The organism is Streptomyces sp. C1-1 (assembly GCF_050214755.1).
Lineage (GTDB): Bacteria > Actinomycetota > Actinomycetes > Streptomycetales > Streptomycetaceae > Streptomyces.
Map to the genome: position 1 here is coordinate 246,924 of NZ_CP189826.1, position 24,851 is coordinate 271,774.

Sequence of the window (24,851 nt, forward strand, 5' to 3'; positions counted from 1 at the left end):
CGACACCCGGCCGGCGGCCATGGCGCCGCTTGAGCTGACCACCGTGACGGCGAGCCGGCCGCAGCATGCCCGCGCGTCTTGGACGGCTCCTCCGCGGCCGGCGCATCGCGGCCGCCGTCGGCCGCGTCGCGCGTTCACGGAAGGCTGATCAGCCGAACCTGTATCGCTCTCGGCGCACTCGACCCATGAGCGGCAGCGGGCTCCCGGAGCGGAGTAGGTTCCGGCTGGTCCCCATGTCCCGGCCCTGCATCGCATTCTGACGGGTTGTCATAGCGGGCGGGATTGTCATAGCGGGCGGCGGCCCCGAGCCGACCGTACAGTCCAGGTGTCGCCGCCGGCGAGGAGGGTGGCGAGGTTGCCCTTGCCCTGCAACTCGACAGCGGTGTCGAGCTGCTCGGCCATCTCGGTGTCGTAGACCGGGCGGTCGACCGAGCGCAGCACGCCGATGGGGGTGTGGTGCAAGGTGGCCGGGTCGGCGAGGCGGGCGAGCGCGAAGGCCGTGGCCGGGGACGCCGCGTGGGCATCGTGGATGAGGATCCGCGCCTCGTTGTCCGGGGTGACGTCGACGATCTGCAGGTCGCCGGTGGCAGGGTCCCGCACGACGCCCTTGGCGCCCTTCTCGTCCGCGAGAGGTGTGCCGAAGCGGATCGGCTCGCCGTGCTCGAGGCGGATGACGGCCTCCTGGGCCTGCTGCTTGTCCTTGAGGACTTCGAAGGCGCCGTCGTTGAAGATGTTGCAGTTCTGGTAGATCTCCACCAGAGCGGTGCCGGGGTGGTCGGCGGCCTGCCGCAGGACCTCGGTGAGGTGCTTGCGGTCGGAGTCGACGGTGCGGGCGACGAAGGAGGCCTCGGCGCCCAGGGCGAGGGAGATCGGGTTGAAGGGGGTGTCGAGGGAGCCCATCGGCGTCGACTTGGTGACCTTGCCGATTTCGGAGGTGGGCGAGTACTGGCCCTTGGTCAGGCCGTAGATCCGGTTGTTGAACAGCAGGATCTTGAGGTTGACGTTGCGCCGCAGCGCGTGGATCAGGTGGTTGCCGCCGATCGACAGGGCGTCGCCGTCACCGGTGACCACCCATACGGACAGGTCACGGCGGGAGGTCGCCAGGCCTGTCGCGATGGCCGGCGCGCGGCCGTGGATGGAGTGCATCCCGTAGGTGTTCATGTAGTACGGGAAGCGGGACGAGCAGCCGATGCCGGAGACGAAGACGATGTTCTCGCGGGCCAGGCCGAGCTGGGGCATGAAGCCCTGGACGGCCGCCAGGACGGCGTAGTCACCGCAGCCGGGGCACCAGCGGACCTCCTGATCGGATTTGAAGTCCTTCATGGACTGCCGGGTTTCGGCCTTGGGAACCAGTTGCAGCACTGCGTTTGCGGCGTCAGTCATCGATGGCCTCCTTCAGCACCGTGGCAAGCTGCTCCGCCTTGAACGGCATGCCGTTGACCTGGTTGTGGGAACGGGCGTCCACCAGGTATCGCGCGCGGATCAGAGTGGCCAGCTGTCCGAGGTTCATCTCGGGGACGACGACGCGGTCGTACCGGGAAAGGATCTCGCCGAGGTTGCGCGGGAAGGGGTTGAGGTGGCGAAGGTGTGCCTGCGCGATCGACTCGCCGGCCGCCCGCAGGCGTCGTACCGCCGCCGTGATCGGTCCGTACGTCGATCCCCAGCCCAGTACCAGGGTGCGGGACCGGTGCGGGTCGTCCACGTCCAGATCCGGTACGTCGATCCCGTCGATCTTGGCCTGCCGGGTGCGGACCATGAAGTCGTGGTTGGCCGGGTCGTAGGAGATGTTGCCTGAGCCGTCCTGCTTCTCGATGCCGCCGATACGGTGCTCGAGGCCCGGGGTGCCGGGGATGGCCCACGGCCGCGCCAGGGTGTGCTCGTCGCGCTTGTACGGCCAGAAGACCTCGGTGCCGTCGTCCAGGGTGTGGTTCGGCCCGGAGGCGAACTGCACGCGCAGGTCGGGCAGTTCATCGGTGTCCGGGATCCGCCAGGGCTCCGAGCCGTTGGCCAGGTACCCGTCCGACAGCAGCAGGACGGGGGTGCGGTACGTCAGCGCGATCCGGGCCGCCTCCAGCGCCGCGTCGAAGCAGTCCGACGGGGTGGCCGGGGCGATCACCGGTACCGGCGCCTCGCCGTTGCGGCCGAACATCGCCTGCAGCAGGTCCGCCTGCTCGGTCTTGGTCGGCAGACCGGTCGACGGGCCGCCTCTTTGTATGTCGATCACCAGCAGCGGCAGCTCCAGCGAGACCGCCAGGCCGATGGTCTCCGACTTCAGCGCGATCCCCGGACCCGAGGTCGTCGTCACGCCCAGCGAACCGCCGAAGGCCGCGCCCAGGGCAGCGCCGATGCCGGCGATCTCGTCTTCGGCCTGGAAGGTGCGCACACCGAAGTTCTTGTGCTTGCTCAGCTCGTGCAGGATGTCCGAGGCCGGGGTGATCGGGTACGAGCCGAGGAACAGCGGCAGGTCCGCCTGGCGGGACGCGGCGACCAGCCCGTAGGACAGCGCGAGGTTGCCGGAGACGGAACGGTAGGTGCCCGGCGTGAACGCCTTCGCGGCTGGAGCCACTTCGTACGAGACCGCGAAGTCCTCGGTCGTCTCGCCGAAGTTCCAGCCTGCCCGGAAGGCGGCGATGTTCGCCTCGGCGATGGCCGGCTTCTTGGCGAACTTGCGCCGCAGGAAGGCTTCCGTGCCTTGTGTGGGCCGGTGGTACAGCCACGACAGCAGGCCCAGCGCGAACATGTTCTTGGACCGGTCGGCGTCCTTGCGGGACAGTCCGTGCTCCTTCAGTGCCTCCACCGTCAGGGTCCCCAGCGGTACCGGGTGCACGCTGTAGCCGTCCAGGGAGTTGTCCGCCAGCGGGCTTGCCGTGTACCCGGCCTTGGCCAGTGCGCGCTCGGTGAACTCGTCGGTGTTGACGATGATCTCGGCGCCGCGCGGCAGATCGGCGATGTTCGCCTTCAGCGCCGCCGGATTCATCGCCACCAGGACGTCCGGCGCGTCACCGGGGGTGAGGATGTCGTGATCGGCGAAGTGCAGCTGGAAGGAGGACACGCCCGGCAGGGTTCCTGCCGGCGCCCGGATCTCCGCGGGGAAGTTCGGCAGGGTGGAGAGGTCGTTGCCGAACGAGGCGGTCTCCGACGTGAAGCGATCGCCCGTCAGTTGCATGCCGTCGCCGGAGTCACCCGCGAACCGGATGACCACCCGCTCCAGCCGGCGGACCTCCTTCGCGGCAGATGCCTCGGCATCGGCGGACGGGCTGGTCTGGACAAGCATCGAAAAGCTCCTGTCGTCCTTGATCTCACGGATCGCGGTGCCGGAGGATGCCGTGCGCCGGTCGTCAACCTTGTGGGAGAGGGGGATTCTGCCGCGGGCCCGGCCGAGGGGCGGCAGGCAGCGGCTCCCTCTGTGCCGGCCGTGCAGAGGGTGGCCGAGTCCGGGACGCCGTCCCGCGCCGCCTGTCCGGCCGCCCGCGCAGAGCATCTTCGCCCAGGCCTACGCCCGGTCGGCAAGCGGGGCCGGCGGCCGCAGTCCCCCCGGTGATGCACTCGTAGGCCGTCCACGCCACCCGGCTGTCCGCGTCGTGCAAACGCCGCGGGGCCCCTGTTCCGGGCGCCCTTACCGGTCGGGGTGCGGGCGCCCGGGGTCACTCGCCGGGTTGAGGCGGCGTCAGCCGGCCTGCGTGGCGGCGTCGGTGACTTCCGGCGCCGGGGTGGTGGCAGGCGTGGGGGCCGGCCGGGGCTGCTTCTTCAGGCCGAGTCCGATGAAGGCACCGCCGAGTGTCCCGACGGCCGCGACCCACCCTGCCATCCGCAGCCCGCCGACCAGCGCGTGCGGGTCGGGGTTGTGGCCGGCGTGCGCGTTGGCCACTGCGACCAGGGCCGCGAGGCCGAGGGCGCCGCCGATCTGACGGCATGTGGAGGCGAGCGCCGAGGCCACCCCCTGCTGGGCCGGTTCGGCTCCCGAGGACGCCACCGCGACGAAGAGCGACGGGAAGGCGAAGCCGCCGCCGGCGCCCCAGACCGCGATCCCCGGCAGGAGTGCCCAGTAGGAGCCGTGCGTGGACATGCCGGCGATGATCGCGGCCAGTCCGACTGCGGTACCGACGGTGCCGAGGAAGAGCGTCGTGCGGACCCCCAGCAGACCCAGCACCCGGGCGTTGAGCTTCATCGCCACCACCATGCAGATCACCGTGGGCGGCAGGAAGGCGATACCGGCGGCGAACGGGCTGTAGTTCAGCACGGACTGCAGGTAGGTGGTGAGCAGGTAGTACGTACCGCCCAGAGAGGCCTGGAAGACGATCAACGCCAGCATGGGGACGTTCAGGCCCCGCAGGCGGAACAGCTTCAGGGGCACCAGGGGGTCGGCGGAGCGCTTCTCGATCAGCACGAAGACCGCCAGCAGCAGCGCGCCGGCCGCCAGAGCTCCGAGGCCCTCCAGCGAGCCCCAGCCCTTGTCCGGACCGCTGACCAGTCCGAACACCAGCAGCGTCGAACCGACGGTGGCGACCGCGGCACCGACGGCGTCGAAGCTGCGGCCGGTGCCGAGCGGGCGGTCGGGCGGCAGGATCCGGGTGGCGGCGAACGCCGCGATCAGCGCGAGCGGGACGTTGACGAAGAAGACCCAGCTCCAGCCGAAGGCACTGGTCAGCACCCCGCCGAACAGCGAGCCCGCCGCCAGCCCCGCGCTGCCGACGGCGCCCCACACGGATGTGGCCCGGTTGCGCTCCGGGCCCGGGGCGAACGTCGTGAAGATGAGCATCAGCGTGGCCGGCGTCAGCAGCGCACCGCCCACACCCTGGAGCGCGCGGGCGGCCACCAGGAGTCCGGCGTTCTCGGCGAGTCCGCCGGTGAGGGAGGAGAGCGCGTAGATGACGAGTCCGGTCACCAGCATGCGTCGCGGGCCGATCCGGTCGGCCGCGCGGCCTCCGAAGAGCAGCAGTCCGCCGAGCGCGACCGCGTAGGCGCTGACGACCCACTGCAGCGACTGCGCGGAGAAGCCGAGCTGGCTGCCGATGTCCGGCAGCGCCACGTAGACGATGTTGTAGTCGATGGTGACGATGAACTGGGTGAACGCCAGCAGGGCGAGTGTGTACCCGGCCCACCGTGGCGATCGGGAGTCTGTGGTGGCCATGGGGTGGCTTCTTCCTTCGGGGTGAGCGGGGCGGTGGCCGCCCGAGGTGGGTTCTGCGTTCGAGAATAATCCCTTCGTGAAGGTATGTAAATCTGGAGCGGGGGCCGGGATCGGCCAACTTCACACCGGGGCCGCGCAGTTGAGCGACCTGTGCAAGTGAGGACCGTCGCCACTTGCACAGCGGCAGGCGCCTTCCCACGGCACCAGCAGCACGAAACGGTGCACGCACCCTGTCGCAGTTACATACCTCTGCGAAGGTATGCGATTGTGGGCCGGAAGCCACTGGTGGCCCGGTGCGCCGACGACCACCCCTGGTGGTCGAGGACCTGCGTATCGCACGGCGCCTGGAACGGCGTCCCCCTCTTCCCGGCCGGACGAACTGCCGAGCACCCACCCGGCCCCCGCTCGTCGGCCGGCGACCCGCACTCGATACGGATCCCGAGCTCTCGAAGGAGCCTGCATGAAATTCGGAAACGATCTGCGGATCAAGACCGTGACCTCATGGTTCCCACCCGACCGCGAGAACGTCGAGGACGCCGTGGCGGCCGGCAAGCTGACCGACTCGGACGCGGAGCGGCTCGGCGTCAGCCACCTGCCGCACTCCGCCACCCTGTCCGCCCCCGAGATGGCGGCGGAGGCCGGCCGCGCCGCACTGAGCAGGGCGGGCTGGAGCCCCTCCGCCATCGGCCTGGTCCTGCACACCTGGATCTACCACCAGGGCCATGACATGTGGTCGCCGCCGCACTACGTGGCCCACGCCGTGGGCGCCGGAAACGCCACCCCCTACGGCGTCCAACAGGGCTGCAACGCGGGCTCGCTGGCCCTCCAGCTGGCCGCGATGCACCTGGACGCGGACGCCGGACTGGGTGCCGTGCTCGTCACGACGGGCGACCGGTTCTGCCCTCCCGGCATGGACCGCTGGACCTCCGACTACGGGCTCGGCTTCGGCGACGCGGGGACCGCGGCCCTGGTGCACCGGGGCGACGCGGAGAGCGACGACTACGCCCTGCTGTCCCTGGCCACCGCGACCGACGCCCAGTTCGAGCTGATGATGCGGCACGGCAACGACTTCAGCCCCGCTCCCATGTGGCACGACGGCTTCATCGACCTGCGCACTCCCAAGAAGTCCTACATGGCGGCGTACGGCAAGGAGAAGTTCGAGACCATCGCCGGCCGCAACATCCGCAAGGTGATCGCGGACAGCCTGCACGACGCGGGACTGGAGCCCGACGACCCGCGGATCAAGTACATCGCGCTGCCCCGGCTGGGGGCGAGCCTGCTGGACTCGATCTACGGCCCGGTGCTCGACGAACTGCTCAAGGCCGAGGCCCTGCGGTTCGGCTCCGCCACCGGCCACCTCGGGTGCGGCGACTTCTTCGCCAACCTCGTCGACATGCGGGACCGGGTGCCGCTCGAACCGGGTGACGTCGCGCTGGTGATCAGCGGTGGCGCGGCCTGGACCTGGGCCTGCGCCGTCGTCCAGGTACCGGACGGCCCGTCGCACGACCGGACTTCGGCGAAGGGCGTGTGATGAACTTCGGATTTCTCGGCCTCGGCGGCCACGTGCCGCCGCTGGTCATCGACAACGCGCAGGTCGCCGAGTGGACGGGCGCGCAGGAGAGCTGGATCGTCGAGCGGACCGGCGTCCTGGAGCGCAGGTACCGGGAGCCGGGCACCGTCACCTCCGACCTGGCGCTGCACGCCGCGCGCGAGGCGCTGGGCAGCCTGCCGGAGGCGGTGGCCCGGCTCGGTGTGATGGTCGTGGCCACCTCGACGCCGGACCAGCCGCAGCCCTCCACCGGCGCGATCCTGCAGAACAAGCTCGGCCTGTCCGACGTCCCTGCGTTCGACGTCAACGCGGTCTGCTCCGGCTTCCTCTACGCGCTCGCGGTCGCCGACTCGATGCTCTCGGCGCGGCTGGCCGGCCAGGGCGGCGATCACGCCCTGGTGGTCGGCACCGACATGTACTCCTCGCTGATGAACCGCTCCGACCGGCGCACCGTCAGCCTCTTCGGCGACGGGGCCGGCGCGGTGGTGCTCGGCCCGGTCCCCGACGGGTACGGCGTGCTGGGCTGGCGGCTGGTCGCCCACGGCGAACACCGCGAACTGGTCGAGGTGCCCGCCGGCGGCACCCGTACGCCGCTGGACGCCCGCAGCCGGGAGGCCGGCGAGCACCTGTTCCGTATGCGGGGCCGCGAGGTGCGCGATTACGCGCTCGGCGTGCTGCCCAAGGTCATCGGCGAGGCACTCGACTCGGCCGGGGTCCGGCTGGCGGACGTGGACCGCTTCATCCTGCACCAGGCCAACACCCGCCTGGTCGAGGCGTGTACGCGCGAACTCGGCGTCGACCCCGCCCGGGTCCCGCTGACCGCACCGCGGTTCGGCAACACCGCCACCGCCTCCATCCCGCTCACCCTGCACGCGGAGAACGCGCTGCGGCCGTTCCGCCGGGGCGAGCGCCTGGTGCTGGCCGGAGTGGGCGGCGGCATGACCGCGGGGGCCGTGGTCGTCCGCTGGTACTGAGCCCCGCGACAGGGCTGCAAACCATGCAAGCGCTGCGAAAGGAACCAGACATGCCGACAGCGACAGCGGAGGAACTGCGCCGCTACGAACTGTGGGACCCGATGCCCGACGAGGTACGCGAGGGCGCACGGCGGTTCGCCACCGTCCAGGCGCTCAACGAGCTCGTGGGCGTGCTGCCGTTCGCCGAGTGGCTGGACCGCGCGCCCAGCTACACCAGGCGGCAGATGCTGATGGCCAAGGTCCAGGACGAGGTGGGCCACGGGCACGTGGCCGCACGGGTCGCCGAGGACCTGGGCATGCCACGCGAGCGGATCCTGGTGGACTACCTGGAGGGCCGCTCCAAGGTGCACAACATCTTCCACTACTCCTTCGCGTCCTGGGAGGAGTTCGGCCCGGGGCTCCTCCTGATGAACTCAGCGGCGATCTTCCAGTTCCGGTCGCTGATGAAGGGCGTCTACCTGCCCTACGGCCGGGCGCTGCGCAAGATCGAACGCGAGGAGTCCTTCCACTACCAGCACGCCCTGGACCTGACCCACGAAGTGCTGACGCACGGAGACGCCGACCAGCGCCGCCGCGTACAGGAGGGCTTCGAGATATGGCTGCCGCGGGTGCTGGCCTACCTCGGCCCGCCGGACACCGAGACACTCCACGCCAATCGCATGCACCAGATCGGCCTGAAGCCCGACGGCAACGACGAGCTGCGCCAGGCCTGGCTCAGCAAGATCATCCCGGTCTTCGAGAAGCTCGGCGTGCACGTGGATCCCGCACTGGCCCGTCAACTTCCCTCGGGCGCGTGGGAGTTCGCCATGCCCGACTGGGCCGAGGTGAAGAAGGTCATCGCAGGCGGCGGCCCCGCCTCACAGCGCCGGCTGGACTGGGTGCGCGCCGCCCTGGACCGCAACGCGCGATACCGGCGCGCACTGCGGGGGGTGGCGTGATGCCGCACGTTCCCGCCGACACCGACGTCTACGAAGTGTTCGCACAGACCGGCAGCGGCTCGCCGCTCAACCACGTCGGCTCCCTCGTCGCACCACGCCAGGACGCCGCCTGGCACCTGGCCAAGGAGACCTACGGGCGCCGCGACGACCTCTTCCGGCTCTGGGTGGTACGGCGCACCGACCTGATCGTCTCCAGCGCCGACGACCGCGGCCTGCTCGCCGCCAAGACCCGGATGCCGCACCGGCAGCCCGGTTTCCCCACCACCCGCCGCCGCGACCGCTCCGCCGCCCCGGACACCGCAGCCACCCCGCAGCAGCACTCCGAGGCCCAGCACGACGGCCACCCGCGCGAAGCCGCCGACCACGCCCGGACCGGGCTGTGGCTGGCTCTCGCCGACGACCTGTTCGTCCTGGGCAACCGGCTGGGCGAACGCATCGTCGACTACATCGACCTGGAGGAGTCGCTGGCGGTCGGCTCGATCGGGCAGGAGGCCCTGGCGCACGCCGAGACGGTCCTGTCGCTGCACGGATTCGACGAGGCCGCCGCCGACGCCCGCTTCTTCGAACGGCCGCACGAGCAGTGGCAGGTCTCCCGTGTCATCGGCCGGCTCGGCGACTGGCCGTCCACCGTGGTCTGCGGGCTGGTGATCTCCGCGGCCGTCAGCATCCTCGCCGAGGAGCGTGCCGCCGACGAGCCGGCGTTCGCCGCCATCCGCGACGAGCAACGGGTCCACCTGGACCACTGGCGGCGGTGGGCGCGGGCGCTGGCCGCCTGGCCCGAGACCTGTGAGGAGTTCACGCAGGCCTACGCCGACGTGACGCACTGCGCCGGCGACCTGTTCGGCGCCGGACCGCACGACGCCCGGACCGGTGCCCTGCACGAGCGTCTGGCCGCACTCATCGCCGACAGCGGCGTCCCCGGCTCACGCCTGCCGCACCTGCCGGTGCCGCGAGCCGCGGGGACGGGCGGCAGCGTCCTGGCGGACTGCCTCGCGCGCGGGCGCCTCGTCCGCGAGCACTATGCGCCGGAGGTGTTCCTGTGAGCGCCTCTGCGGCCGCCGCAACCACGCCCGCCGACCCGCTGACCGGCGTCGTCGCCGACGTGCGCGATCCGGAGATCGACGTGAACCTGGGCGACCTCGGAGTGGTGCGCTCGGTGTCCCGGACCGACGGCCGGATCGTGGTCCACCTCGCCCCCACCCGGCTCAGCTGCCCGGCCCGCGGCGAGATCGCCCGGCGGGTGCGCTCCGCCCTGACCGACGCCGCGCCGGGGCACGGAATCAAGATCGTGTGGGAGCGCGGCGCGTGGCAGCCCACGGCGGTGACCAGCGCCGGCCACAACGCCCTGCACGCCGCCGGCTACCGCGTGGCGGGCGACACGCCCCGATGCCCCTACTGCGCCGGCGACGACGTCGTACGGGCAGGCCGCTTCGGCGGCGCGGTCTGCAAGGTGCCCTACGACTGCCGGGGCTGCGGATCGCCCTTCGATGTGATCGGTACCGCCGGCTGCTCCGCGGTGCTCCCCGTACCCGACGTCAGGCAAGGAGGATCATGATGAGGCTCGCCGGAAAGACGGCCGTGATCACCGGGGGCTCCCGGGGACTGGGCCGCGCGATCGCGGAACGCTACCTGCTCGAGGGCGCGCAGGTGGTCTGCGCGGCACGCAATCCGTACGACATCAAGGAGGTCTTCGACCTCTCCCCCGGCCGCGGCGCCTACGTCCCGGTCGACGTCACCAGTCCCGACTCGGTCGCCGCACTGATGGCCGAGACCGCCGAGCGCTTCGGCGGCGTGGACATCCTGGTCGCCAACGCCGGTGTGAGCCGGGACGGGCGGGTGGACCGGCTGCCGGTCACCGACTGGCAGGACATGGTGGCCACCAACCTGACCGGGGTGTTCGTGTGCACCCAGGCGGCGATTCCCTACCTGGAACGCAGTCAGGCCGCCCGGATCATCAATGTGTCCTCCAGCATGGCCACCCGGGTCGCCATCGGAGCGGCCGGATACTGCGCCACCAAGGCCGCGGTGGAGATGTTCACCCGCGTCAGCGCCATCGAGCTCGGCCCCCGCGGCATCCTGGTGAACTCCCTGGCTCCCGGCATCCTCGACGAGGGCATGGGCCAGCAACTCACCGAGAACGACAAGATCTGGGCGCGCTACAAGACCCGGCTGGCGCTCGGCCGGCCCGGCGGCGCCGACGAGGCCGCCGACGCGGCCCTCTTCCTGGCCGGTCCCGAATCGAGCTACGTCAACGGCCACGTCCTGGAAGTGAACGGAGGCCTGCTGTGGTCATGACGAGCGCACCCACGGTGGAACGCCTCTCCGCGTGGCTGGACCTCGACGGAGCGGTGGGCATCCTGCGCCTGGACCGGCCGCCGCTGAACGTGCTCGACCGTGCGGCACAGTCCGCACTGCGCGCCGCGGCCGAGCAGGCCGCCGGCGACGAGCGGGTCCGCGCGGTGGTCGTGTACGGCGGCGCCACGGCCTTCTCGGCCGGCGGTGACATCAAGGAGATGGCCGCGATGACGCACGCCGAGATGGTGCGCCACGCGCCGGTGCTCCAGGGCGCCTTCGACGCGGTGGCCGCCATCCCCAAGCCGGTGGTGGCCGCGATCAACGGGCCCGCCCTCGGCGGCGGTTGCGAGCTGGCGCTGACCGCCGACGCCCGCATCTGCGGAACCGAGGCACGCCTGGGGCTGCCCGAGGTTCTGCTCGGCGTCATCCCCGGAGCCGGCGGCACCCAGCGGCTGCCGCGGCTGATCGGGCCGGCCAAGGCCAAGGAACTCATCTTCACCGGCCGCCAGGTCGGTGCGGACGAGGCCCTGGAACTGGGCCTGGTGGACCAGGTCGTGCCGACCGACCAGGTGCTGCCCAGCGCGCTGCGCTGGGCCCGGCGCTTCGAGAAGGGCCCCGCGCTGGCCCTGCACGCCGCCAAGACGGCCGTCGACCAGGGTCTGGCGACCGACCTGGCCTCCGGACTGGCCATCGAACGGTCGGTGTTCTCCGCCCTGTTCGCCACCGAGGACCGGCTGACCGGCATGCGGACCTTCGCCGCCGACGGGCCCGGCCGCGCGACCTTCAACGGGAGGTAGCCGTCATGCGTGAAGCGACCGAAGCGTTCCGGCGCGCCCGCGACCACCTGCTGTCGTCCTACGGGGACCTGCCGCGCGCCCGCGCCTTCCCCCGCCCCGCACTCGGCGACACGTTCAGCTGGGTCGCCGACTGGTTCGACGTCATCTCCGACGGCAATGACGCCACCGCGCTGCGCGTGGTCGACCTCGACCGGCAGGGCGCGGTCCTGGCCGACACGGCGCTGAGCTTCGCCGAACTGGCCGAACGGTCCCGGCGGGTCGCCGGATGGCTGCGATCGATCGGCGTGCGGCGCGGGGACCGCGTCCTGCTCATGCTCGGCAACCGGGTCGAGCTGTGGGAGTGCGTGCTGGCCGCGTTCCGGCTGGGCGCCGCGGTCATCCCCGCGGCCGTCCAGCTGACCCCCGACGACCTGGCCGAACGGCTGGAGCGCGGCGCGGTGCGGCACGTCATCGCGCAGTCCGACCTCACCCCCAGGCTCGACGGCCTGCACGGTGGTTGGACGCGCATCTCCGTCGGGGACCGGGTGGCGGGCTGGCAAAACTACCAGCGGGCCTACGCCGCCGCACCGCTGCGGGAGGCGGTACGGCCCCGGCCCGAGGAGCCGTCGCTCATCTACTTCACCTCGGGCACCACGGCCCGCCCCAAAATGGTCGGGCACACGGGGCTGAGCTATCCGGTCGGTCACCTGTCGACCATGTACTGGCTCGGTCTGCGCCCCGGTGACGTGCACCTGAACATCTCCTCGCCCGGGTGGGCGAAACACGCCTGGAGCTGTCTGTTCGCCCCCTGGAACGCGCAGGCGACGGTCCTGGTCGTCAACCAGCCCCGGTTCGCGGCCCGTCCGCTGCTGGAGATGATGTCGCGTTGCGCGGCGACCTCCTTCTGCGCGCCGCCCACCGTGTGGCGCAGCCTCATCCAGGAGGACCTGACCCGGTGGCCGATGCGGCTGCGCGAGGCGGTCGCCGCCGGGGAACCGCTCAACGCGGAGGTCGTGCACCGCATCCGCGACGCCTGGGGCGTCACGGTGCGGGACGGTTACGGGCAGACCGAGACGACCGCCCAGATCGGCACCCCGCCGGGGATGCCGGCCGTGGAGGGCGCGCTGGGCTGGGCGCTGCCGGGCTACGACGTGGCCCTGCTGGACGCGCGGACCAACGCCCCCCTCCTCGACGGCTCGGCGGAGGGCGAGATCTGCCTGCCGCTGGCCGGCCGGCCCCTGGGCCTGATGAGCGGCTACCTCGGCGATCCCGAGGCGACGGCACGCGCCCTGCACGGCGGCCTCTACCACACCGGCGACTTCGCCACCCGCGACGCCGAGGGTCTCTTCCGCTACCTGGGACGCGGCGACGACGTCTTCAAGGCGTCCGACTACCGCATCTCCCCCTTCGAACTGGAGAGCGTGCTGCTGCGGCACGCGGCCGTCGCCGACGCCGCGGTGGTGCCTTCGCCCGAGCCGCTGCGCCTGGCCGTGCCCAAGGCGTACATCGCACTCGCCGCCGACTACCGGCCGGAGGCGCGGACCGCGCAGCAGATCCTCGCGCACGCCCGCGAGCACCTCGCCCCATACAAGCGGATACGCCGGATCGAGTTCGCCGAGCTGCCCAAGACCATCTCCGGCAAGACACAGCGAGCCGAGCTGCGCAGGCGCGAGGAGCAGCGGCTCACGCGCTCGCCGCAGGAGTGGTGGGAGGAGGACTTCCCCAGCTAGCGCCCCGCTCCCCCGGTGCGGCTGCCGGGCTGCCGTTCGCGCCGTGCATCAGGCGCACTTCATCCGATCGGTGAGCGGGCTGCGCCATGCCCTGGGCGTCAGCCCGCTCGGCCGGCCCTCAGCCGCACCACCTCACCGGCACCCTCGCCCACTGAGCCTCGGAGACACCATGAAACCCGACCCCGCCTGCGAGAGGCAGCGCACCCGGGCCGTACTGAGCAGCCTCATCGGCAACAGCATCGAGTTCTACGAATTCCTCATCTACGGGTCGTTCTCGTCCCTGTACTTCGGCACCCTGTTCTTCCCCTCCTTCGCCCCCACCACCGGAACCCTGCTGTCGCTGTCGACGTTCGCGGTCGCGTTCGTGGGCAGGCCGCTCGGCGCCTTCGTCTTCGGGCATCTCGGGGACCGGCTGGGCCGCAGGACGACGCTGATCGCCACGCTCACCGTGATGGGCGGCGCCACCGTCCTGATCGGCCTGCTGCCCACCTATCGCACGATCGGAATCGCCGCCCCGATCCTGCTGACCGTCCTCCGGTTCGTCCAGGGATGCTCGCTCGGCGGGGAGTCCAGCGGCGGATTCCTGATGGCGCTGGAGAACGCCCAGCCGAACAAGCGGGGCCTGCTCACGGCCGTCGTCGGCACCGGCAACGCCTGGGGGCTGCTGCTGGCCAACGCCGTCCTCCTGCTCGTCACCCTCCTGCCGGACCGTCAGGTGCTGGCGTGGGGATGGCGGCTGCCGTTCCTGTTCAGCGCGGTGCTCGTGGCCTTCGCACTGCGCGTGCGGCTGCGGCTCGCGGAGACCCCCGAGTTCGAGCAGGTGAAGTCCGCGGGCGCCGTCAGGACCGTACCGGCGCTCGAGATCGTGGGGCGGCACGGTCTGCTCACCCTGTGCGCGTCGCTGTCGGCGCTCCCGATGTTCCTGGTCTTCTACCTCGGGTCCGTGTTCTCCCTCAAATACGCCGCGACCATCCACGTGAGCCGCTCGCAGATGCTGACGCTGCTCGCCGGGTCGTGCGTCTTCCTGATCGTCGCCATGCCGTTCTTCGGCCGCCTCGGGGACCGCCGAGGCCGCAAGGCGGTCTTCGTCGGCGGCATCGCCGTCATGACGGCCGCCCCCTTCGCCTGGTTCCCGCTGCTGGAGACCAGGTCCCTGCCGCTGATGGCGCTCGGCTTCCTGGCGCTGTTCGCCGGGTTCGCCGCGAACTACGGCGTGCAGGGCGCGTTCTACCCGCAGCTGTTCCCCACGGCGCTGCGCTACTCGGGGATGTCCATCAGCTACAACGTGGGCGGTCTGCTCGGCGGCGCCGTCAGCCCGCTCATCGCCACCTCCCTGCTCGGCAGATACCACAGCTGGACACCGATCGCCCTGTACATGGCCGCCACCGGAGTCATCGGCCTGGCCGCGTCGCTGTTCCTGCGCGAGCTCCCCGCCGGCTCACCCGCGCAACCCGCCGCTGCCGCACGGCCGGTGGCCGCGCCCGCCGACGTCGCCACCGCCCGCGGCTGAGCGGAACCGACGCATCTCCCCTCCGACCCGATCCGATCCGATCCGAAGTCAGGAAGTCCCCCATGACAGCCCTGTCCGTCACCCGTTGCCCCGTCCTCGATCCCACCGGCCGTGCGATGCACGCGGAAGCCACCGCGCTGCGCGAGGCGCCCGCTGTGCTCGTGGAGCTTCCGGGACCCGTCCGCGCCTGGGCGGTCACCCGGCACAGCGTCATCCAGTCGTTGACCAACGACCCACGCGTCTCGCGCGACATACGACAGCACTGGCCCGACCTCGCCCACATGCCCGACGGCTGGCCGCTGGCCGCCCTCGCCCTGCAGCAGAGCTTCTTCAACTTCTACGGCGAGGAGCACCGCACGTCCCGGCGCCGTGTCGCCCCCACGTTCTCACCGCGGCAGGTCGAACGCATGCGTCCGCAGGTCCAGGCGACCGCCGACCGGCTGATCGACGCTCTGGCCGCACTGCCCCCGGGGTCCGTCGCCGACATCCGCCAGGCCCTCGCCCTGCCCCTGACCATCACCGTCATCTGCGACCTGTTCGGCGTGCCCGACCACCTGCGTACCAAGATCGGCACCGGGATCGACGCGGTGCTCAACTCCTCCCTCGGCCCGGAGGAGGCACTGGCCGCCAACAACACCCTGTACGAGCGGCTCGGCGAACTGCTGCGCTACAAGCGGGAGCACCCGGCCGCCGACCTGACCAGCGACCTGCTGCTGCCCTCCGATCCCGGCCAGGAACCGCTGTCCCACGACGTCCTGCTCGGCACGCTGTTCCTCATGATCGGCGCCGGCTACGAGACCACCGTCAACCTCATCACCAGCGCCGTCCACGCCGTGCTCGATCACCCCGAGACCCTCACCCGCATCCACGAGGGGAGCATCGGCTGGAAGGACGTCATCGAGGAGACGCTGCGCTTCGAGGGCCCGATCATGCACATACCCATGCGCTGCGCCCTGGAGGACATCGACCTGGGCGAAGGCGTCGTCATCCGCAAGGGCGATGCGATCACCGTCGCCTTCGCGGCCGCCGGACGCGACCCGGAACTGCACCCGCAGTGCCCCGAACGCTTCGACCCCACACGGTCCAGCAAGGAGCACCTCGCGTTCGGTCACGGGCCCCACTTCTGCCTCGGCGCGCACCTCGCCCGCCTCGAAGCGGACGTCGCCCTGAGCACGCTCTTCAGCCGGCTGCCCGAGCTCGCCCTGGCGCACCCCGGCCAGCAGCCCGCGCGGGTGGAGTCCTTCATCATCAACGGGCCCCAGCGCCTGGAGGTCGTACCGCGACCGGCCTGACGTTCCCGTGCCGCCGGCGCCGCCTGCCAGGAACCTGGGGCGGCGCCGACGGCGTGTCCGTGACATCGGCCCGCCGGCCATGGCCCGGCCCCCTTCGGCGCCGGCCGGGATCACGTCCCGGCCGGCGCCGTTCCCTGCTCCCGTCCGGCGCGGCCACCGACGAGGCGCCGGGGCCGGGCCGGGTGACAGCACACGACACACGGCGGCAGGGCTCAGCGACGGAGCGGCGCAACACGGCCGGGAAGGCGCCGACACGCCAGCGACACACCGGCACAGCACGGCCCGGACGGCGCCGACACGCCGACAACACAGCGGCGCCCGGCGGGAGAACCCGCCGGGCGCCGCTGTGAGCGTCGTGCTGGTTGCCGAAGCCGGCTTCGGTCAGCCCCAGAGCCGGCCGAGCGCCGCCGGCGAGCGATGGCGCAGCGTGTTGTCGAGCTGGATGCCACGCGCGACCCGCTCCGCCTGGACCCGGGTGGAGGCGATGAGCAGCGGCATCACCGAACCGCCCTCGGGCAGGCCCGCGTAGTACAGCCCCGGCAGGGTGCCTGCCCCAGCGCGGTGCACCGGCATGCCGCTGTCGTCGAGGGCGGCCGGGGGAAGGATGCGGTAGTCGGGCACGAATCCCGTGGCCCAGACGATCGACGTGATGTTCTGGGCGGCCAGGTCCAGCGTGTCGCCGTAGTCCGTGAACTGCGTGTCGTCGAAGGGGGTCATGGGCGTGCGCTCGGGTACGACCAGGCCGTGCCGCGTTATCGCGGTGTCGATGGCCGTGAGGAGTTCGGACTCGGCGCGGGCCGCGTCCCGGGCGATCGCGCGGACGTTGTCCTCCAGCTGCAGGATGTCGCCCTGCGCACCGCGGACGGTGCCGACGAGGGTGACGCCCTTGCGGGCCAGCACCCCGAGGTTGAGGTCACGGCCGCCGGCCTTGCCGGTGAGCACCGACACGCCGGGCAGGACCGGGGAGTTGCCGCGCCCGCCGGACGCGGACTCCAAGTTGCCCTCCAGCGGCAGCAGTTGCAGCCAGTCCAGGACCTGGGCCCCCCGGTAGCGGCGCGGTGAGGTCTTGTGGCGGCCGACCGCCAGGTACACCTGCCGGCCGGCGTCGCTCAGGTCCTCGGCGATCTGCTGGCCGCTGTTGCCCGAGCCGACGACGAGGACCGCGCCGGGCGGCAGGGACTGGGGGGTGCGGTAGTAGCGGGTGTGCAGCTGGGTGATCGAGGGGTCGATCCGGGCGGTCAGTTCGGGCAGGCGCGGCGCGCAGTAGCCGCCGAGGGCGGCGACGACGTTGCGGGCCTCGACGCTCTGGCCGTTCTCCAGGTGGAGCCGGAAGCGTGCGCCGGGGTGGGCGGGGGCGTCGACGGGTGCCTCGACGGACCGCACGGGCGTGTGCTCGCGCACGTCGATGCCCGCCTCCGCCACGTAGCGCCGCAGGCGCGAGGCGACCTCGCGGGCGGGCATGTAGCCCTCGGGGTCGTCGCCGTCGTAGGGCATGCCGGGGAAGGTGACGGTCCGGTTGGGCGTGTTGACGCGCAGGCTCTCCCAGCGCTCCTTCGCCCATGCCTGGCCGATCTCTCCCCGCTCGAAGACCACCGCCCGGTAGCCGAAGCGGGCGAGGGAGCCCGCGACCGAGCACCCTTGCTGGCCCCCTCCGACGACGGCGGTCTCGACGAACTCGGTCATCATGGCTGCGCTCCTGGTCCGCTTCGGATGTGGTCTCTGCTCGCGCGGTGGTGCGTCATGGGCCGGTTCGCCCGCCGGTGGCGTCGGCCCAGGGCAGCACGACCGTCTTGCCGGTGGCCTGGGCGGCCTCCATGCGGCGGTGGGCGGTCACGATGTCGTCCAGGGCGAAGACGCGGTCGAGGTGGGGGTGGTAGACGCCCGCCTGGACCGCGTCGACGATCCGCTGCAGCAGACCCTGGCCGTTGCCGCCCTTGACGGTGTCGCTGTGGAAGGCGGTGAGCCTGGTCCCGGTGGGGATCATGGCGATCGGTTCGAAGTCGGGGATCAGCCAGCCGCTGAGCGAACCCGCCACGCACACCGTCCCGCCGCGGCGCACCAGCCGCAGCGAGTCCGGCACGGTGTGGGTCCCCACCAGGTCCAGGACGTGGTCCGGTCCGTCGGGCCACAGCGCCTGCACGGCGTCGGCCGGCGGCCGGCCGTCGTCCAGGAGGACGTGGTCGACGCCGGCCGCCTTCAGTGCCTCGGTCTTGCCCCTGTTGCGGGTGCTCGCCGCGGTCTCGATGCCGTGGGCGGCGGCGATCTGCGCCGCCGCCAACCCCACCGAGGAGGTCCCGCCGCGGATCAGCAGCCGTCCCCCGCCAGGCAGGATGCCCAGGGCGTCCAGGGCGCCGTGCGCGGTCAGGTAGGTCTCGGGCAGCGCGGCCAGGACCTCCCACGGCAGGGTGGTGGTCAGCGGCATCAGCAGGGCGTTCGGCAGCAGCGCGTACTGCGCGTAGCCGCCGTCGAACTCCCGGCCCATCTCCCCCATGACCGCAGCGACCGTCGTCCCGGCCGGCAGCCGGGGATCGGTGGAGTCGGCCACGGTACCCACGCACTCGATGCCGAGCACGCGGGGGAAGGAGACGCTCGGGGAGTGTCCCTGACGGGTCCTCAGTTCGGAGCGGTTCAGGCCCGCACCCTCCACGCGTACGAGGCTCCAGCCCTCGCGGACCTCGGGAACGGGCAGCTCGCGAATCCGCAGGACCTCGGGACCGCCCGCTTCCACGCAGACCGCCGCGCGCATCGTCGTACTCACAGGCAACCACCTTGCTGATGTCCGGATCCCGGTCAGGCTTCGTCGACGACGTCGAGGGACGGCGCCCAGCGGGGGATCTCCTCGCGGCCGGAGGGCAGGCGCAGGCTGCGGCTGAAGCTGTACTCCTGCAAGGTCTCCAGGGCGTGCTCGCGGCCGTACCCGCTGGCGCCCACGCCGCCGAACGGGGTGCCGGTGAACGCGCGGTTGTAGTGGTTGACGAACACGATGCCGGCCCGCAGCTCGCGGCTGACCCGCAGGGCGCGCTCGGAGTCGCGGGTGAACACGCCGGCGACCAGACCGAACTCGGTGCCGTTGGCGATGCGGACGGCCTCGGCCTCGTCCCGGAAGGGGATCAGGCACACGACGGGCCCGAAGATCTCCTCCTGTGCGATCCGCATGTCGGGGGTGACGCCGGTGAACAGGGTCGGCGGCACGTAGTAGCCGTCGGCCAGCCCGGGGTCGGTGGGCAGGGGCGCCTGCGCGGCGATGGTCGCGCCCTCGCCGACGCCGATCTCCAGGTAGTCCAGCACCCGCTGCCGCTGTGCGGGGCTGACCAGCGGGCCGACGTGGGTGTCCGCGTCGGAGCCGGCGCCGACCCTCAGCCGCCGGACGGCGGCCGCGAGGCGGCGGGCCACCTCGTCGTGCAGGTCGGCGTGCACCAGGACGCGGGAGGAGGCGGTGCACGCCTCGCCCTGGTTGAAGTAGCCGCCCTCGACGGCCCAGCGCAGCGCCGAGTCCACATCCGCGTCGTCGAAGATCATCAGGGCGTTCTTGCCGCCGAGTTCCAGCAGCGTCGGCGTCAGGTTGTCGGCGGCCGTCTTGATCACGGCCCGGCCCGTGGTGGGCGCGCCGGTGAAGGAGATCTTGCCGACCAGCTTGTGCCCGGCCAGGTGGGCGCCGACCTCACCGCCGCCGGGCACGATGTGCACGACGTCGTCCGGCAGCACGGACTGGACCAGCTCGGCGATGCGCAGCACCGACAGGGGCGCCTGCTCCGGCGGCTTCATGACCACGGCGTTGCCCGCCGCGAGGGCGGGGGCGAGCTTGCCCGCGGTGTGCAGCGGGGGCCAGTTGAACGGCACGATCGCGCCCACGACACCGAACGGTTCGCGCACCGTGACGTCGAGCATGCTGCCCGCGTCGCGGACCTGGCCGGGCATCGCCTCACAGAGGCCGGCGAACATCTCGAAGATGGTGACCGCGCCCTCCAGGTCGAACTGGCGTGCCTGAGTGAACGGCTTGCCGTTGTCGCTGGACTCGAGCGCCGCGATCTCGTCGGCGTGCTCGCGGATGACCTGGGCGACCTTGTACAGCCAGCGGCCTCGCTCACGCGGGGTGCGGGCCTTCCACGCGTAGTGGGCTTCGTGGGCGGTCCTGACCGCCTCGTCCACCCGGTCGGCGTCGGCCCCCTGGATGACCGTCAGGGGCCGGCCGGTCGCCGGGTCGTCCACGGTGAAGCGGTCGGCCTCGTTCTCGGACGACCAGCGGGTGCGCAGGACTTGTACGGCTTCGACGGTCGTGGACACGGGTTCCTCCTGATAGTGCGCCGGGCAGGTCCGGCATGGGCTGGTGGTGGGGCTCAGGTGCGCGGGGCGAGTCGTTCGCACAGCACCGAGGCGATCCGCTCGGCGACCACGATGGCGGGGACGTTCGTGGCGACGCGGGGCATCGCCGGGAACACCGAGGCGTCCGCGACGGTCAGTGCCTCGACGCCGCGCACGGCGCCGTCGGCGTCGACCACGGCGGTCGGATCGTCGGAGCGGCCCATGCGCATCGTGGCGCTGCCGTGGTTGTAGTGCGCCGGGGCGCGGCGCACGGCGTCGGCCAGTTCCCGGTCGCTGATGTCCGGGCCCGGTACCCGCTCGTCGGCCAGCAGCTCGGCCAGCGGGCGGGTGTGGGCCAGGCGGCGGGCCAGACGTACCCCGTCGGCGACCCGCTCGGCGTCGTCGGCGGCGGTGTACAGGCCGAGGTCGATCGTCGGCGCGTCCTGGGGGTCGGGGGACGCCAGCCGTACGCTCCCGCGGGAGCGGGGCTGGACGCAGGAGACGAAGAAGACCATGTCCCAGCCGGTGGGGTGGTTCTCGGCCCGTGGCACGAACTGCTCGGGCAGGCTGTCGGCCGGTACGGCCGCCGAGGGCAGGATCTGTACGTCGAAGTCGGGCTCGCCCGGACCGGTGGCGATGCTGAGGACGCTGCCGAACACCGACCGGGCCTCGGCCTCGGGCGGCTTGGCCGCGTGGACGTTCCAGTAGGCGGGGTGCTCGGTGAGGTTGCGTCCCACCCCGGGCAGGTCGGCCACCACGTCGATACCGAGCGCCGTCAGGTCGCCGCGGTCGCCGATGCCCGAACGCAGGGCGATGGCGGGCGAGTTGTAGGCGCCGGCGCTGAGCACGACGTGCCGGGCGGGGATCTCCTCGCCGGTGGCCAGCCGTACCCCCCGGGCCCGGGTGCCGCGGAACAGCACCCGGTCGACCAGCGTCTCGCCGCGCACCTGGAGGTTGGGCCGCTCGCGCACGGGGTTGAGGTAGCCGATGGCGGTGCTCAGCCGTATGCCGTCGGCCGCGCTGAGCGGGGTGCGGGCGAATCCCGGCACACCGGGCGCGTTGAAGTCGGCGACCTCCGCGTGCCCGAGGCGCACGCCGGCCCGCTGGGCCGCGACGGCGTGCTGCCCCAGGTCCTGCGGGGCGCTCAGTGTCATGCGGTAGGGGCCGCCCAGGCCGTGGTACTTCTCCTCGCCGTACGGGTAGTGCTCCATCCGCCGGTAGAGGGGGAGCATCTGCGCGTAGCCCCAGGCGGGGCCGGCCGCGGAGGCCCACGCCTCATGGTCGGAGGGGCGGGCCCGCATGGCGACGCAGACGTTGACGGCGGAGCAGCCGCCGATGACGCGGCCGCGCGGCACGGGCACCTCGTTGCCGAAGCCGTCCGGGACGGAGCGGTAACCCCAGTCGTAGGTGTAGGGGGCGTAGGTCGCGTCCTTGAGGTCCGACGGTGTGTCGTCGGTGGTGGCGAAGTCGGGTCCCGCCTCCAGGAGGAGGACCGAGCGACGCGGGTCGGCACTGAGCCGGTTGGCGAGGACGCAGCCGGCGGATCCGCCGCCGATCACGATCACGTCGTAGGTCATGGCGGCCGCCTACACGGTCCGGGGCCGGCCGGCGACGCTTCGCGGGCCGAGCGCTGGTGCGGTCATGATGCGGCCTCTCGCAGGGGTGGGACGTTCCAGTGCAGGTGCAGTTCCTCGAATCCGCGCGCGATGACGAGGCGTTCGCGGGTGCGGGAGCCGGCGGGGCCCAGGCGCAGCCCGGGCAGGCGGTCGAAGAGCAGCGGGATGGCGACGCGCAGCTGCAGTCGTGCCAGGGAGGCGCCGAGGCAGGCGTGGACGCCGCGGCCGAAGGCCATCTGGTGCCGGCGGGGCCTGCCGGTGAGAGCGAACTCGTCCGGGTTGTCGAAGACGCACCCGTCCCGGTTGGCGGAGCCCCAGTGGACCATCACGCGGTCGCCCGGCACGAGCTGCCTGCCGCCGAGTTCCGTCTCGCGCGTCACGGTGCGGAACAGGCCCTGCACCGGGGACTCGAAGCGCAGGATCTCCTCGACCATCGCCTCGGCGGACGCCTCGCCCGCGCGCAGGGCGGCGAGCTGGTCGGGGTTCTCCAGCAGGGTGACCAGGCCGTTGCCGATGGCGCGGGTGACCGTGACGTGTCCGGCGATGATCAGGTTCATCACGATACGCATCAGTTCCACGTCGTCGAGCCCGTGCTCGACGCCGTACTGCGCCAGCGAGGCGACGAGCGAGTCCTCGCCGGCCCGGTCGATGTCGTCCAGCAGGCCCATCACGTAGTGCTGCATGGTGACGACGTCGCGGGCCCACTCGACGCGCTCGGCCGGCTCGCCGGTGCCGACGGACAGCTTCAGCCAGTTGGAGCTCCACTGCCGCAGCAGCGGCACGTCCCCCGGCGGCATGCCCAGGATCCGCGCCATGACGATCAGCGGCAGCGGCCAGGCGTAGCCCTCGATGATGTCGGCCCGGCCGTCCGCGGCGAACCGGTCGATCAGCTCCTCGGCGGTGTCCCGGACGAAGGGCTCCAGCGCCGCGACGCGCCGCGGTGTGAAGACGCGGTTGACCGCCACGCGCAGCCGGGTGTGCTCCTCGCCGTCGCTCTCGGTCAGGTTCGGCGTCAGCGCCCAGCCTTCGGCCAGGACCTGCTTGACCTCGTCGGCCTCGGGTCCCGCGGTGATCCGCACCGCGCTCTCGGAGGAGAAGGTCTCGGGGTCGTGGACGACGCGCGCCACGTCCTCGTGGCGGGTGAGGATCCAGATGTCCCGGCCCGAGTCGTGGAGCACCGGGCACTGGGCGCGCATCTGCGCGTAGACGGGATAGGGGTCGGCGAGTTGCTCGTCGGAGGTGGGGTCGAAGGTCGGCGTGGCGGTCATCGAACGCCCTCCGGCCCTGGCCCGGCGGCCGGGCCGCCCGGACGGCCGGGGTCGAGTGGGATGGCGGACATCGGTGTTCTCCCTCGTGGTGTGGGGGCCGGGGTCACTCGGCGGCGGCCAGGGCGGGCATCGCGACGTCGAGCCGCCCCGGCCCGGCGGCCAGCGGCCAGGCGGCGCGGGCATGGTCCGGGTCCGCCGGGTCGGCCAGGGGCGTCACCGGCTCGGACAGGAAGGTGTCGTGGACGATCTGGGTGGCCGCGGCCAGGTCGCTGCGACCGGTCAGCACGCTGAGCCGGTTGGAGGTGACATGGAGGTCGGTGCGTGCGGCGCCGACCGAGCGCAGGGCTTCCAGCAGCCGCAGCGGCGCGTACGGCTGCCGTCCGATGCCCAGGCCGACGACGGACAGCCGGGCCAGGTTCGACGTCCAGTGCGCCTCGTCGAGGCGGATGCCCCGGTCGGTGTCGGCGAGCAGTTCCCGTATCTCCTCGGCGCTGTCCTCGGGCAGCGTGAGCGCGATGTCGCCGGCGTCCTCGGTGCCGAGGTTGCCGTAGCGGCGCAGCTCGACCTCGGTCTCGCGCTCGACCAGTTCGCCGAGCAGGCGCAGGACGTGGTCGGAGGCGATCCGCCGCAGCACGCAGCGGACCAGGCCGGAGCGCCCGGCGACCCCGGCGATTCCGCGGAGACGGCCCGCGGGCGTCCAGGACTCCCCGGACGCCGCCCCGGACGCGCGACGGCCGTCGCCCACCCAGGTCTGCGGGCCGATCGCGGCGCTGTTGGAGCGCACCTTCAGGTCGACGCCGTGGGTGCGCGCGTAGTCGACCGAGTCGGAGGCGAGCACCTTGGCGCCGCTGACGGCCAGTTCGGCCATCTCCTCGTACAGCAGGGAGGTGTGGCGGCGGGCGCCGGCGACCGTGCGGGGGTCGGCCGTGTAGACGCCCGCGACGTCGGTGACGATCTCGCAGTGGTCCGCGCCGAGCGCGGCGGCCAGGGCGACACCGGTGGTGTCGGAGCCGCCCCGGCCCAGGGTGGTGCGGGCCCCGGTGGCGATCGACTCGCCCTGGAATCCCGCGACGACGGGGACGGCTCCGCGGGCGAGCTCCTCCCGCAGCCTGCGCGGGTCCACCTCCACGATCGTGGCCCGGCCGTGGCGGTGGTCGGTGCGGATGCCCGCCTCGGGACCGCTGAACGAACGGCTCGCGACGCCCTGGTGGTTGAGCGCCAGCGAGACCAGCCCGGCGGACGCGGCCTCGCCCGTGCACAGCAGGGCGTCGAGTTCGCGTGCGTCGGGGCGGGCGGTCACCGCGGACGCCAGCCGCAGCAGTTCGTCGGTGGCCCCGCCCATGGCGGACACGACCACGACGACCTGGTTCCCGTCCTCGCGTGCCGCCCGGATCTGCCGTGCAGCTTCGATGACCTTGTCAGGTGTGGCGACCGACGTTCCGCCGTATTTCTGCACTATGAGCGCCATCT

General features: G+C 72.2%; 19 protein-coding genes. 10 read left to right on the plus strand and 9 right to left on the minus strand.

The genetic code is table 11. The features are described 5' to 3' along the window. Positions 1-285: 285 nt before the first annotated feature. The 3 genes from ACQF4J_RS01190 to ACQF4J_RS01200 all read right to left on the minus strand — a co-directional run bounded on the left by ACQF4J_RS01190 (position 286) and on the right by ACQF4J_RS01200 (position 5,131). A complete protein-coding gene (locus ACQF4J_RS01190) occupies positions 286-1,383 on the minus strand; it encodes a 2-oxoacid:ferredoxin oxidoreductase subunit beta (protein ID WP_427164222.1) in 1,098 nt (365 codons plus the stop codon). Continuing rightward, positions 1,376-3,274 carry a 2-oxoacid:acceptor oxidoreductase subunit alpha gene (locus tag ACQF4J_RS01195; RefSeq protein WP_351801624.1) on the minus strand — a complete coding sequence of 633 codons (1,899 nt, stop codon included), beginning with the start codon at positions 3,272-3,274 and terminating at the stop codon, positions 1,376-1,378. The genes ACQF4J_RS01190 and ACQF4J_RS01195 overlap by 8 nt, the downstream gene beginning before the upstream one ends. A gap of 393 nt (positions 3,275-3,667) precedes the next feature. After that, positions 3,668-5,131 carry an MFS transporter gene (locus tag ACQF4J_RS01200; RefSeq protein ID WP_351573214.1) on the minus strand — a complete coding sequence of 488 codons (1,464 nt, stop codon included), beginning with the start codon at positions 5,129-5,131 and terminating at the stop codon, positions 3,668-3,670. Between the two features lie 460 nt (positions 5,132-5,591). Here ACQF4J_RS01200 and ACQF4J_RS01205 point away from each other — a divergent pair, with 460 nt between their 5' ends. The 10 genes from ACQF4J_RS01205 (at position 5,592) to ACQF4J_RS01250 (ending at position 16,195) form a co-directional block, all read left to right on the plus strand. Then, entirely contained in the window at positions 5,592-6,662 is a 1,071-nt protein-coding gene (locus ACQF4J_RS01205) for a ketoacyl-ACP synthase III family protein (protein WP_351573216.1), read from the plus strand. Further along, on the plus strand, positions 6,662-7,654 hold the full coding sequence (locus ACQF4J_RS01210; protein WP_427164224.1) for a 3-oxoacyl-ACP synthase III family protein: 993 nt from the start codon (positions 6,662-6,664) through the stop codon (positions 7,652-7,654). Before ACQF4J_RS01205 ends, ACQF4J_RS01210 begins: the two co-directional genes overlap by 1 nt. Before the next feature lie 50 nt (positions 7,655-7,704). Next, the gene (locus tag ACQF4J_RS01215) at positions 7,705-8,592 is read left to right on the plus strand and encodes a Phenylacetic acid catabolic protein (RefSeq protein ID WP_351573221.1); all 888 of its coding nucleotides are present in this window, start codon (positions 7,705-7,707) and stop codon (positions 8,590-8,592) included. Next, on the plus strand, positions 8,592-9,635 hold the full coding sequence (locus ACQF4J_RS01220) for a Phenylacetic acid catabolic protein (protein WP_427164225.1): 1,044 nt from the start codon (positions 8,592-8,594) through the stop codon (positions 9,633-9,635). The genes ACQF4J_RS01215 and ACQF4J_RS01220 overlap by 1 nt, the downstream gene beginning before the upstream one ends. Next, a complete protein-coding gene (locus tag ACQF4J_RS01225; protein ID WP_427164227.1) occupies positions 9,632-10,147 on the plus strand; it encodes an iron-sulfur cluster assembly protein in 516 nt (171 codons plus the stop codon). The genes ACQF4J_RS01220 and ACQF4J_RS01225 overlap by 4 nt, the downstream gene beginning before the upstream one ends. Beyond that, positions 10,144-10,887, plus strand: a complete 744-nt coding sequence (locus ACQF4J_RS01230; RefSeq protein ID WP_351573230.1) for an SDR family NAD(P)-dependent oxidoreductase — start codon at positions 10,144-10,146, stop codon at positions 10,885-10,887. The genes ACQF4J_RS01225 and ACQF4J_RS01230 overlap by 4 nt, the downstream gene beginning before the upstream one ends. Beyond that, entirely contained in the window at positions 10,884-11,684 is an 801-nt protein-coding gene (locus ACQF4J_RS01235; protein WP_351801634.1) for an enoyl-CoA hydratase/isomerase family protein, read from the plus strand. The genes ACQF4J_RS01230 and ACQF4J_RS01235 overlap by 4 nt, the downstream gene beginning before the upstream one ends. A 5-nt stretch (positions 11,685-11,689) precedes the next feature. Beyond that, complete coding sequence (locus ACQF4J_RS01240; protein ID WP_351573236.1) at positions 11,690-13,393, plus strand: AMP-binding protein; 1,704 nt, start codon at positions 11,690-11,692, stop codon at positions 13,391-13,393. Positions 13,394-13,562: 169 nt separating this feature from the next. After that, complete coding sequence (locus ACQF4J_RS01245; protein ID WP_351573239.1) at positions 13,563-14,903, plus strand: MFS transporter; 1,341 nt, start codon at positions 13,563-13,565, stop codon at positions 14,901-14,903. A 62-nt stretch (positions 14,904-14,965) separates the two neighbouring features. Next, positions 14,966-16,195, plus strand: coding sequence for a cytochrome P450 family protein (locus ACQF4J_RS01250; RefSeq protein ID WP_351573242.1), 1,230 nt, complete (start codon positions 14,966-14,968; stop codon positions 16,193-16,195). 381 nt (positions 16,196-16,576) lie between these two features. Here ACQF4J_RS01250 and ACQF4J_RS01255 read toward each other — a convergent pair whose 3' ends face one another. From ACQF4J_RS01255 to ACQF4J_RS01280, 6 genes are all read right to left on the minus strand, one after another. Beyond that, positions 16,577-17,881 carry a flavin-containing monooxygenase gene (locus ACQF4J_RS01255; RefSeq protein WP_427164228.1) on the minus strand — a complete coding sequence of 435 codons (1,305 nt, stop codon included), beginning with the start codon at positions 17,879-17,881 and terminating at the stop codon, positions 16,577-16,579. Positions 17,882-17,933: 52 nt separating this feature from the next. Continuing rightward, the gene (locus ACQF4J_RS01260; RefSeq protein WP_427164230.1) at positions 17,934-18,953 is read right to left on the minus strand and encodes a zinc-binding dehydrogenase; all 1,020 of its coding nucleotides are present in this window, start codon (positions 18,951-18,953) and stop codon (positions 17,934-17,936) included. Positions 18,954-18,985: 32 nt separating this feature from the next. Further along, positions 18,986-20,479 carry an aldehyde dehydrogenase family protein gene (locus ACQF4J_RS01265; RefSeq protein WP_427164231.1) on the minus strand — a complete coding sequence of 498 codons (1,494 nt, stop codon included), beginning with the start codon at positions 20,477-20,479 and terminating at the stop codon, positions 18,986-18,988. Between the two features lie 53 nt (positions 20,480-20,532). Beyond that, on the minus strand, positions 20,533-22,074 hold the full coding sequence (locus ACQF4J_RS01270; protein WP_427164232.1) for a GMC family oxidoreductase: 1,542 nt from the start codon (positions 22,072-22,074) through the stop codon (positions 20,533-20,535). A gap of 62 nt (positions 22,075-22,136) precedes the next feature. After that, the gene (locus ACQF4J_RS01275; protein ID WP_427164234.1) at positions 22,137-23,381 is read right to left on the minus strand and encodes a cytochrome P450; all 1,245 of its coding nucleotides are present in this window, start codon (positions 23,379-23,381) and stop codon (positions 22,137-22,139) included. 103 nt (positions 23,382-23,484) lie between these two features. Beyond that, positions 23,485-24,849, minus strand: a complete 1,365-nt coding sequence (locus ACQF4J_RS01280) for an aspartate kinase (protein WP_351584596.1) — start codon at positions 24,847-24,849, stop codon at positions 23,485-23,487. Between the last annotated feature and the right edge of the window lie 2 nt (positions 24,850-24,851).

Excerpts from the sequence above, each read along its gene's own strand:
- ACQF4J_RS01190 (WP_427164222.1), bottom strand. The coding sequence starts at position 1,383 with ATGACTGACGCCGCAAACGCAGTGCTGCAACTGGTTCCCAAGGCCGAA.
- ACQF4J_RS01195 (WP_351801624.1), bottom strand. The coding sequence starts at position 3,274 with ATGCTTGTCCAGACCAGCCCGTCCGCCGATGCCGAGGCATCTGCCGCG.
- ACQF4J_RS01200 (WP_351573214.1), bottom strand. The coding sequence starts at position 5,131 with ATGGCCACCACAGACTCCCGATCGCCACGGTGGGCCGGGTACACACTC.
- ACQF4J_RS01205 (WP_351573216.1), top strand. The coding sequence starts at position 5,592 with ATGAAATTCGGAAACGATCTGCGGATCAAGACCGTGACCTCATGGTTC.
- ACQF4J_RS01210 (WP_427164224.1), top strand. The coding sequence starts at position 6,662 with ATGAACTTCGGATTTCTCGGCCTCGGCGGCCACGTGCCGCCGCTGGTC.
- ACQF4J_RS01215 (WP_351573221.1), top strand. The coding sequence starts at position 7,705 with ATGCCGACAGCGACAGCGGAGGAACTGCGCCGCTACGAACTGTGGGAC.
- ACQF4J_RS01220 (WP_427164225.1), top strand. The coding sequence starts at position 8,592 with ATGCCGCACGTTCCCGCCGACACCGACGTCTACGAAGTGTTCGCACAG.
- ACQF4J_RS01230 (WP_351573230.1), top strand. The coding sequence starts at position 10,144 with ATGATGAGGCTCGCCGGAAAGACGGCCGTGATCACCGGGGGCTCCCGG.
- ACQF4J_RS01235 (WP_351801634.1), top strand. The coding sequence starts at position 10,884 with ATGACGAGCGCACCCACGGTGGAACGCCTCTCCGCGTGGCTGGACCTC.
- ACQF4J_RS01240 (WP_351573236.1), top strand. The coding sequence starts at position 11,690 with ATGCGTGAAGCGACCGAAGCGTTCCGGCGCGCCCGCGACCACCTGCTG.
- ACQF4J_RS01245 (WP_351573239.1), top strand. The coding sequence starts at position 13,563 with ATGAAACCCGACCCCGCCTGCGAGAGGCAGCGCACCCGGGCCGTACTG.
- ACQF4J_RS01250 (WP_351573242.1), top strand. The coding sequence starts at position 14,966 with ATGACAGCCCTGTCCGTCACCCGTTGCCCCGTCCTCGATCCCACCGGC.
- ACQF4J_RS01255 (WP_427164228.1), bottom strand. The coding sequence starts at position 17,881 with ATGATGACCGAGTTCGTCGAGACCGCCGTCGTCGGAGGGGGCCAGCAA.
- ACQF4J_RS01270 (WP_427164232.1), bottom strand. The coding sequence starts at position 22,074 with ATGACCTACGACGTGATCGTGATCGGCGGCGGATCCGCCGGCTGCGTC.
- ACQF4J_RS01275 (WP_427164234.1), bottom strand. The coding sequence starts at position 23,381 with ATGACCGCCACGCCGACCTTCGACCCCACCTCCGACGAGCAACTCGCC.
- ACQF4J_RS01280 (WP_351584596.1), bottom strand. The coding sequence starts at position 24,849 with ATGGCGCTCATAGTGCAGAAATACGGCGGAACGTCGGTCGCCACACCT.